General features: G+C 40.1%; 11 protein-coding genes, 1 tRNA gene and 1 riboswitch. Of the genes, 8 read left to right on the top strand and 4 right to left on the bottom strand.

Annotated features, from left to right (window positions below; all coding sequences use genetic code 11):
* Positions 1-28: 28 nt before the first annotated feature.
* Positions 29-121, bottom strand: a riboswitch (THF riboswitch).
* A 198-nt stretch (positions 122-319) separates the two neighbouring features.
* The 5 genes from VIK44_RS01650 to VIK44_RS01630 all read left to right on the top strand — a co-directional run bounded on the left by VIK44_RS01650 (position 320) and on the right by VIK44_RS01630 (position 4,440).
* Entirely contained in the window at positions 320-631 is a 312-nt protein-coding gene (locus tag VIK44_RS01650) for a hypothetical protein (protein WP_331552099.1), read from the top strand.
* 83 nt (positions 632-714) lie between these two features.
* On the top strand, positions 715-1,929 hold the full coding sequence (locus VIK44_RS01645; RefSeq protein WP_331552098.1) for a hypothetical protein: 1,215 nt from the start codon (positions 715-717) through the stop codon (positions 1,927-1,929).
* A 5-nt stretch (positions 1,930-1,934) separates the two neighbouring features.
* Positions 1,935-2,654, top strand: a complete 720-nt coding sequence (locus VIK44_RS01640; protein ID WP_331552097.1) for a hypothetical protein — start codon at positions 1,935-1,937, stop codon at positions 2,652-2,654.
* Positions 2,655-2,746: 92 nt separating this feature from the next.
* Entirely contained in the window at positions 2,747-3,517 is a 771-nt protein-coding gene (gene thyX / locus VIK44_RS01635) for an FAD-dependent thymidylate synthase (RefSeq protein ID WP_331552096.1), read from the top strand.
* A gap of 41 nt (positions 3,518-3,558) precedes the next feature.
* Positions 3,559-4,440, top strand: a complete 882-nt coding sequence (locus VIK44_RS01630) for a hypothetical protein (protein WP_331552095.1) — start codon at positions 3,559-3,561, stop codon at positions 4,438-4,440.
* 32 nt (positions 4,441-4,472) lie between these two features.
* Here VIK44_RS01630 and VIK44_RS01625 read toward each other — a convergent pair whose 3' ends face one another.
* The 4 genes from VIK44_RS01625 to fba form a co-directional block, all read right to left on the bottom strand.
* The gene (locus tag VIK44_RS01625) at positions 4,473-4,952 is read right to left on the bottom strand and encodes an S-ribosylhomocysteine lyase (RefSeq protein WP_331552094.1); all 480 of its coding nucleotides are present in this window, start codon (positions 4,950-4,952) and stop codon (positions 4,473-4,475) included.
* Positions 4,949-5,494: a Holliday junction resolvase RecU gene (locus VIK44_RS01620; RefSeq protein WP_331552093.1), complete on the bottom strand. Its 546-nt coding sequence runs from the start codon at positions 5,492-5,494 to the stop codon at positions 4,949-4,951. The genes VIK44_RS01625 and VIK44_RS01620 overlap by 4 nt, the downstream gene beginning before the upstream one ends.
* A 3-nt stretch (positions 5,495-5,497) precedes the next feature.
* A complete protein-coding gene (locus tag VIK44_RS01615; RefSeq protein WP_331552091.1) occupies positions 5,498-6,478 on the bottom strand; it encodes an RluA family pseudouridine synthase in 981 nt (326 codons plus the stop codon).
* Positions 6,479-6,689: 211 nt separating this feature from the next.
* Positions 6,690-7,619: a class II fructose-1,6-bisphosphate aldolase gene (gene fba, locus VIK44_RS01610; protein ID WP_331552090.1), complete on the bottom strand. Its 930-nt coding sequence runs from the start codon at positions 7,617-7,619 to the stop codon at positions 6,690-6,692.
* Between the two features lie 204 nt (positions 7,620-7,823).
* Here fba and VIK44_RS01605 point away from each other — a divergent pair, with 204 nt between their 5' ends.
* The 3 genes from VIK44_RS01605 to VIK44_RS01595 all read left to right on the top strand — a co-directional run bounded on the left by VIK44_RS01605 (position 7,824) and on the right by VIK44_RS01595 (position 9,404).
* The gene (locus tag VIK44_RS01605) at positions 7,824-8,159 is read left to right on the top strand and encodes a rubredoxin-like domain-containing protein (protein WP_331552089.1); all 336 of its coding nucleotides are present in this window, start codon (positions 7,824-7,826) and stop codon (positions 8,157-8,159) included.
* Between the two features lie 55 nt (positions 8,160-8,214).
* Positions 8,215-8,290 (top strand) — tRNA-Thr (locus VIK44_RS01600).
* 367 nt (positions 8,291-8,657) lie between these two features.
* Complete coding sequence (locus VIK44_RS01595) at positions 8,658-9,404, top strand: metallophosphoesterase family protein (protein ID WP_331552088.1); 747 nt, start codon at positions 8,658-8,660, stop codon at positions 9,402-9,404.
* Positions 9,405-9,414: the final 10 nt, after the last annotated feature.

The raw sequence follows: 9,414 nt of genomic DNA, 5'->3' as shown, positions 1-9,414 counted from the left end.
CGCAACCCTCGATTTTCTAGTCCAGGGGTCCAGCGGAAGCAACAAGATATCGCAATGGTCGCATTTCGTTTAAAGGCAACTTCCCATCCCTTAACACTTTACGCATCTTATCTACTCTGTTTATATTCAATTGAGTGTATTCTATCACGAAAAGCGAAAGGTTACAAGTGATAGAAAATATTATTAATTTAAATTAATTAAACTCTTTTATTCGGGGATAATCTTTCTCAGGCGGGTAGAGATTGTGATAGTTTTCTTAAGGACCTTGTGATAAAATTAAATAAAGTCAAAATTGAATGAAAGGTCGGGATATGAAATCATGGATCAAAAAGAAGAAGACACAAAAATAGATAATCAAGAAATAGAGTTGGATGGTTTCGTGGTCAAAAAGCTTGAAATGCGGTCCATTCCCAAAAGGGAATTCGAAAAGTATCTTTCAATACAGGCAACCAGGGTTGAGGAAGATGTTTATTATGGTAATGGATGGCAGGTGATTTTATCCGAGGAGCGCCAGGAAGATATTGGCGGCTATAACTTTGTCGCAGTGGATGTGACTTTGGCTGCAAAACAGGAAATTTTTGAAGCCTTCCTTTTGACCTTTCGGAAAAATTTCATGCGAGGAGGGGGTTAATCATAGAACAGAAACAGCAAAATCTTAAATTCTACACATTGGATAATGCCGGAACTTTATATACCGCTATTGCGTCCTCGCGGATGTCAACGGTTTATCGGATAACGGTAGGATTAACCGAAGCGGTTGATCCTGTTATTCTGCAAATGGCACTGGAGAAAATCATTCATCGGTTTCCCTATTTTCAGGTAACTTTAAAGCGTGGCTTTTTCTGGTATTATTATCAGCATACTGAAGCACTCCCGAAGGTAGAGGAAGAAACCTTTTATCCCTGTAAAACCATGCGACAGCGTCAGGGAAAAACCTTTCCATTTCGGGTGCTATATTATAAATCATATGTGCATATTGAATTTAACCATAGTACCTGTGATGGCAGCGGCGGACTGATGTTTCTTCAAACCCTGATTATTGAATATTTTCGTGAGCAAAAGGGCATCGTTCCTGAAGATCGTGGAAAGTCCATGGACATTCTTTCCGAGGTTGATCCCAGAGAATTTGAAGACTCCTTTAAGGTGCATTATAAGGAAGGGGTACCTCCGCCGCCAGGAAGCAAAAAGGTCTTTCATTTTCCCTTTGAGCTTTTAGATAAGGGAGAATATCTTTTACTCACAGGTATTGTTCCTGTGGAACCGATTCTGGGACTGGCACGAAAATATGGCTGTACCCTTACCCAATTTGTATTGGCTTTGTATTTTGAAAGCATTCAGGAATATATTCAAACGTCATCGATGAGTGAAAAAAAGAAGCATCGCCAAACGATTGCCATAAATGTCCCTGTCGATTTACGAAAAATGTTTTCTTCCATTACCTTGAGAAACTTTTTTATTAGCCTGAATCCTGAAATTGATCTGGCTCTGGGCTTTTACACCCGGGAGGAAATCATTGCGCAAATTAAGGGGTACATGGGTTTATACCTGAACCCGAAAAATATTAACCGCTATATATCAAGAAATGTCAGAAATGAACAAGTTATTTTTTTAAGGATTATCCCGCTTTGGTTTAAGAAGCTGATGATGCCGGTGATTTACAAACGCTATGGTGAACGGGGCTACACCAGTGGACTTTCCAACCTTGGGAATGTGACATTTCCGAAAGAACTGATGCCTTATATTAAAAGCCTGGAGGTTTATCCTCCTCCCAGCGTCGAAAGTCGGCTTAAACTTGTGATGGTAACCTATAATAAGAACCTTTCACTTTCATTTGGAAAAACCACAAGGGAAACGGTGATTGAAAGAATATTTTTCAGGAAAATACGACAGCTGGGAATTCATGTCAAAATAGAAACGAATAAGAGGTGAAGATAATGGCTTATTGTCCAAAATGTGGTGTTGAAGTTGAACGCGATACTAAAAACTGTCCTTTGTGTGATTTTCCATTACCGGATGTGGATGAGACCCAGGATTCACGGGGACGTAAATATCCCAAAGCCATTAATACCTACCGTGAGGATCATCTGGAGAAAAAGAACAAGGCGATTTTTTCAATTGGTATTATTGTGCTGAGTCTCCTTGTTATTCTGGGAGTGGTCTATTTAGTTTATCCCGGGAACCATGCCCTTATAAAATATATTGCGGTGGCAGATTTGAGCATTTTTGCAGTGGTATTTTTTTCCCTGGGTTATTTAAAACCAAAGTATAATTTTCTGGGAGCTTATATCACTGTGCTCGTAGCAACCTGGTGTTTCTATTTAATTGGTGGGAGCCAGAGTGGGTGGTATTTTAACTATGCTATTCCCATTGCAACGCTGATCTATTTGGATATTTGTATTTTCATGCTGGTGTTTAAATATACCCGGCATCGAAGTCAGTTTATTTATATTCCCACGAATCTGATTCTTTTTACCATTGTTTTTGGCATTGGTTTGGATAGCATTATCAGCTTCAATATGGGCGGATCTGTTCAATTAACCTGGTCATTAATTGTCGCTATTTCCGGAAGCTGCATCATCGCAGTGCTTTTGGGGGTATATCATCGTATTCCTGAGAAAACCCGAAAAATGCTTAAGAAAAAAATGCATGTATAAGCAGGCGTTATTTGGTCAAGTGATGATTGTACTATAATGGCAGGAATGATACAATAAGATTCCGGATTATGATTAAATTAAAGGAGAATCCTATGGAAACAAAATTAAGCGTAACATTGATCCAACATACCCCAGAGCCTGAAAAATTAGTGGCTGCAGCAGCAAAACTCTGTTATTCCAAGGCGGGAGCCGGGGAGATAATGGAAGATCTCACCGATGAAAACGTTGAACGATTTTTAAATCGCTTAATGGATGTAGGGCATGCATCACCGATTGAACATGCCAGCTTTACTTTTGCAATTGAAGGGGTGAGCCGGGCATTAACCCATCAGCTGGTGCGCCATCGGATGGCAAGTTTTAGCCAGAAATCCCAACGATATGTGAACGAGGGACAGTTCAATTATATCATCCCACCTGAAATTAAAGATTTGCCCGGCGGGGAAGCTGCTTTTATAGAGGGAATGGAAAATGCCCAGAAAACCTATGATCTTCTGGCTGGAAAGCTGATTGAAAAACATACCGGGACTTTAGTTGCCGGTGGCATGTCAGAAAAACAGGCGGTAATGACAGCCGAAAAACAGGGGATTGAAGATGCCCGTTTTGTTTTACCCAATGCCTGCGAAACTAAAATTGTGGTTACCATGAATGCCAGGGAACTATTGCATTTTTATAATCAGCGGTGTTGTAACCGGGCCCAATGGGAAATCCGTGAACTTGCCACAGAAATGCTGAAAGCATGTAGAAAAGTCGCACCGATTCTCTTTAAAAATGGAGGACCCCGTTGTGTGGAAGGTCCGTGTCCGGAAGGAACCATGAGCTGTGGTCAGATTAACGCAGTCAGAGAAAAATTCAGTCGGATCTAGACATGGTTTAGAATATTTTAAATAAGAAGGTTGTGAAAAAGATGCAAGAATTGAAAAATCCTGAAAAACAGAATATAATTTTAGCCTTAATAGCAGCTGCTATAGGGGTCATCGTTGTTTTTATACCATTTGCCATCAAGATATTGGCGCCATTTCAATTTTATTTTGGATATTTTGGCATCCTCATTATTGTTTTTGGGCTGGGATATGCCATTTTTTCTTATCGCCGCTATAAACAATTCATTGCTTTTTCAGAAAATAAAGATGAAGCTTTGGTTTGGGAATACAACGACGGACAGTATACTGCTTTTGTTAGTGAATTGACCAAAATCCAAAGAGCGGGCAGCAAAAAAAAGATTTTGCTGTTTCTGGGAATCGAACTCGTTATTTCTATTATCCTCTTTGTTTTCCTTTCTCCGGAGATGAAGTGGTTCAGTGTCCTGCTGTTTATTGTCGTGGGAGGCTTTTCACTGATATCCACCCTGATCTTTCCCGAGCGGTTTAAGTATAAAGCAATGATAAAACCATATGTGACGATCATTCAAACGGATAGCGCTTATATTATGGGACGTTTCCATAAATGGACAAAGGCCCAGGCGAAAATAAAAAAAATTAGTAATGGCCAAAAATTTTATAAAGTTTTGGCAATTAGTTATGAAACAATGACTTTCAATGGGAAACTCTTTCAGGAATGGACTGCGGTGATTCCTGATCCTGACAATAAAAACATGATGAATGACGCAAAAAAATGGGTGAATCGAATTAATAAGCAGTCCAGAGAATTTGAAAAAGCCAAGAAAGAAAAGAAGATCTATTCAGCACGGATTTTTGACCGGATGATGGGAAGAAACCAGGATACAGAACAACAAAAAAAGGTCAGTAAACCAATTGAAGAAACATCAGACAGGTCTGCTAAGAAATAAGATCAAATAAAAAAAGCCCGGTTGGGCTTTTTTTATTGGGGATAATTCATATTTTCAGGCTGAATGTTTTCCAGAACCTCAGCAAGAAATTTATTTGCTTCATAACGCGCCATGGGAAGGTTCATATCCAGGTAATTCCCACAGTCTCTGGGGTCGGCTCCCGGAATGGCTTCATCGAATTCGGCCATAAAGGAATAAAGTTTGAGCACCAGGGGCATAATCTCTTTGGGGGTCAGGTTTCCCTTCATCAGCAGATAAAAGCCGGTCCGACAGCCCATCGGTCCGAAATAGACAATCTCATCACTGAGGACGGGATCATTTCGAAGATAGGTGGCGCCAATGTGTTCCAGGGTGTGAAGCTCGGCGGTATTAATCACCGGTTCACGATTGGGTTCTTTCATGCGGATATCAAAGGTAGTAATGCTGTGGTCACCGCAATGATCGATCCGGGAAATATAAACGCCCCGGAGTAATTCCAGGTGGTTAACGGTAAAGCTGGCTATTTTTTTCATGGTTTTCTGTTTTCCTTTCGATTAAGGTAATAATTAATGGTCTCCAGATAGTGAAGGAGAATATTATGAGAAGGATAAATTCTCAGATTTTGATCAAAGTCGGCATAGGGAATTGATTTTCGGCCATCGTTCTGAGCATTGTCCCAATAGGTTTTTAACGTGATAAAGGGAAGCATAAAAGTTTCATCACAAAACTTAAAGTGAACAATCAGAAATGAAAGTCCTTCCTGCTGTTCAAAGGCTTTCATAAAATCCATTTGGTGACTATGGATATTAGCAATGGGCAAACGTTTTTGACTGGTTTCCTTGGCGTCAAAGCAAACCGGGATTCCCTGGATGTTTCCCAGATAATCCACCGTGCTTTTTTCCTCGAAATAAGCCAGCTTGATCGTTCCTTTGCCGGGATCCAATTCGACGGGTTTTATGGCGGTCGGTATTTTTTGAACCACCGCCAGTCCCTGTTCCAGGTAGATCTTGTTGGTCATATTTAAGCTTTCTTCCAATTGGCTGCCCCGAAGCCCCCGGCTGTTCCAATAGGCCATTGGTTAAGCCTCCAGGGTAAGGGTTGCTTTAAAGCCAAAACTCCTGAGAATTTTTTCAAATGCCGGTGGAAGCGGGGCAACAAAGGTTTTATTCATGGGTATGAGTGTAAAACTTGCGCTGTGAAGGAGCTGGCTTCTGACACCAAAATCTTCATACAAGCGAATATTAAGACGTCGGTTACCATATTTTGGATCTCCGAGAATAGGATAACCCATGGCTGAAAGCTGCACCCGTATCTGATGCGATCGGCCAGTGCCCAAGGTGATCTTTAGAAGTGAATAACCGCTGCGAACTCCCAGATTCTGGTAGCTTAATTGGGCTTTTTTGTCTTTGTCCGAGGTTGGCTCTTCCGAAAAAGAAACAGTATTGGTCTCGGGATCCTTTTTAAGATAGCCGACAATTTCACCTTTTTCAGGTGGCTCGCCGAGAACCATGGCAAAGTAAACCTTTTTGGTGGCATCCTCCCGAATGGCTTCGTTCACCATTTGAAGCGTTTGAAAATTCTTCGGAACCAGAACAACACCAGTGGTGTTTTTATCCAGCCGGTTGGCGCAGGCCGGAGTAAACGTCAGGTTTTCAATGGGGTCATAATCGCCCTTTTCAGTAAGATAGGCCACCGCTAAATCGATGAGGGAGGTTTCCCCGGTTTTGTCAGGCTGGGTCAGAAGCTCAGCCGGTTTATTAAGGACTAAAAGATCTTTGTCCTCATAGATAACAGCCAGAGGCACATTTCTGTTTTTAGCGGTTTTTTCGGTTTTATCCGATTGGCGAAACCCTAAAATCGTTTCCTCAGAGAAATAAATCTGGAGTTTATCCCCCAGGGTAATCATGGTGTTCGGATCGGATTTTTGACCGTTAAGCTTAATTCTTTTTTTTCGAAGCATTTTCTGAAGGAAGCCCTTGGATGCCTGGGGCATGAGCTTGCCCAGAAAGCGATCCAGACGCTGATTGCTTTCATTTTCGGTAATTATTATTTCTTTCATTGATTATCCTTTAATGTTATTTTGCACTATTATATCATGTAAAAAGGTTGAAGGGAAAGATTTCGTCCGATGACTGATAGTGACTAAAGATTTAATACAAAAAGGGGGCCGTCAAATGATGGCCCCCGGGATGCAGATAAGGTAGAAAAAGTAAATCTGCTAAATAACTGCTATGAATCGTATTTTGATGCGTTAGATTAATGCTTCTTCACTATCGTTTATTACTGCAACCCAGAACGTTTTTAATTTTGTGAGCAACCATTGCTTTTATGGCAATTCTGCCTGGTCCCAGGTATTGACGCGGATCAAAATATCCTGGATTTTCCACGAAAATTCGTCGAATAGAAGCCGTCATGGCTAAACGTAAATCAGTATCAATATTTATTTTACAGACTCCGGACTTTGCAGCTTTTCTAAGCATGTCTTCCGGAACCCCTTGGGCCCCTGGGATTTGTCCGCCGTATTGGTTACATAAATCAACAAATTCTTTAGGTACCGAGGATGCACCATGGAGGACCAGTGGATAATTGGGAAGAAGTGCTGAGATTTTATCAAGTCGTTCAAAATCAAGACGGGGTTCGCCTTTGAATTTATATGCGCCATGGCTTGTTCCAATGGTGATTGCTAAAGAATCGCAGCCACTGCTTTGAACAAATTCAATGGCTTCATCCGGATCGGTGAAGGTTGAATCGCGATCTGAAACGGAGACATCATCTTCAATACCGGCAAGTTTGCCAAGTTCCGCCTCAACGACCACACCATGGTCATGGGCATAATCAACGACTCTTTTAGTTAAAGCAATATTTTCTTTAAAAGGATGTTTTGATCCATCAATCATTACTGAGGAAAACCCGGAATCAACACACGCCTTACAAATATCAAAATCATCACCATGATCTAAATGTAAACAGATATCTAAACCTGTGACTTCAATAGCAGCTTCCACTAATTTTCTTAAATAGACAGGATTGGCGTATTTTCTCGCCCCGGAAGATACCTGCAATATAACCGGTGCCTGCTCTTCTTCAGCAGCTTCAACAATCCCCTGGATTATTTCCATATTATTGACATTGAATGCCCCAACTGCATAGCCACCTTCATAAGCTTTTTTGAACATTTCGGTCGATGTTACTAATCCCATTTTCAATAACCTCCTAGGCATTTTTATATTTCTATGATTTGAATATTAGATAATTGTACCCTTTTTTGCAAAAAACTTCAAGCCTTCAAAAATTAATTATTGTGACTTATTATTCTTAAGTTTTGATAATCGATTATAAATGAGGGTATACTTCCTATATAACCTGAAATTGTTTACAAAAAATAATTGATTGGAGAGTCGAATATGAAAAAACTTTGGAAGTGCGGTGTTTGTGGTTTTACGATGGAAGGCATTGAGCCACCGGAGGTTTGTCCAAATTGCGGATCACCCGGCAGCAAATATGCTGAACTGAGTGAAGAGGCAGCCAAAAAGGTTTATGATTCATACGTTACCAATGATATTCACATGGAATTAGTAACATTGGCTGAGAGAATGATCCATTTATCAAGAAAAGGCATCGACATTAATCTGGATCCGAATTGCCTGGCAATTTTCAAAAAAACAGAAGCAAAGTGCTACATCATTAAAGAAATGTCTAAAGCTGAAATCGCAGCTCATGTTTCAAAGGGTAAATGGTAAAAAACTATTGAAGTGGAGTGATATTTTGTGTTATGATAGGGCAGTAAGTTTTACTGCTGGCGTGGCACAGATGGTAGCGCAACTGATTCGTAATCAGTAGGTCGGCGGTTCGATTCCGCCCGCTAGCTCCAGTAAGAATAGCATAAGAGAGCCGTTTGGTTCTCTTTTTTATTGCATAAAATTTGAATATCAAGGAAAAACCCACGATTTGGGGATTATTTGGGGATTGTTTGCAAAATAAAATAGCTCTATAACCGCAGTTACAGAGCTTTATCAGTGTGCTTTATTAAAATATTTTCCATGGCTTTACTTGCTATTGTAAAAAAATATGATTGTTAATAAATTAAATTCAAATAGCCTAATCCTTCAGATTAATAGTAAAATGTTAATGGGGTATGGTTTTGCTTAGGTTTTTGACTTAAAGGAAAACACGTATACAGTATCAGAACAGTTATATTCTTCCGAGGACTGTGATCTTTATTAGAAAGTGAGACTAAAATGATTTTTGTAACAGGCGACTGCCACGGGGATTATGAACGATTTAAAACCAAAGCATTTTTAAAACAGACTGAACTGAATAAAGAAGACTACGTTATTGTCTGTGGCGACTTTGGTTACTGGAAAGACACACCCGATCAGAACTATTGGCTGGATTGGCTTAATGATAAGAGCTTTACGACGCTCTGGGTTGATGGAAATCACGAAAATTTTGATATGCTCAAAGAAATTGAGGTTGTCAAATGGAAGGGTGGAAAGGTACAGTTTATTCGGCCTTCGATTATCCATCTGATGCGCGGACAGGTTTTTACTATCGATGATTGCAAAATATTTGCTTTTGGCGGGGCCCAAAGTCATGATATTGATGGCGGCATTCTTGACCTGAATGATCCGAATTTTAACAAGAAACAGAAAGTACTGGATCTAACAAGGCAAAATTATCGGATTAATCATGTGTCCTGGTGGCAAGAAGAACAACCGTCCCCTGAAGAAATGGAAGAAGGATTGCGTAATCTGGAAGCGCATCAGAATAAAGTTGACTATATTATTACTCATGACTGCGTAGCAGACACAAAGGTTTTTGTTAATCAATACCCCAAAGATGAAAATGATTACCTTCCGAATTATCTGTTGCAGATCAAAGAAAAAGCAGATTTTAAAAAGTGGTATTTTGGGCACCATCATCAGGATAAAGCGATTAATAATAAAGAAATTGCCATCTATAAAAGAATCATTCAAATTTGGTAATGCTTAGCGG

The organism is Acetobacterium sp., from assembly GCF_036508315.1.
Taxonomy (GTDB): Bacteria; Bacillota; Clostridia; order Eubacteriales; family Eubacteriaceae; genus Acetobacterium.
The sequence above is the reverse complement of the archived record's forward strand: the minus strand, read 5'-3'. Positions and strand labels throughout refer to the sequence as shown.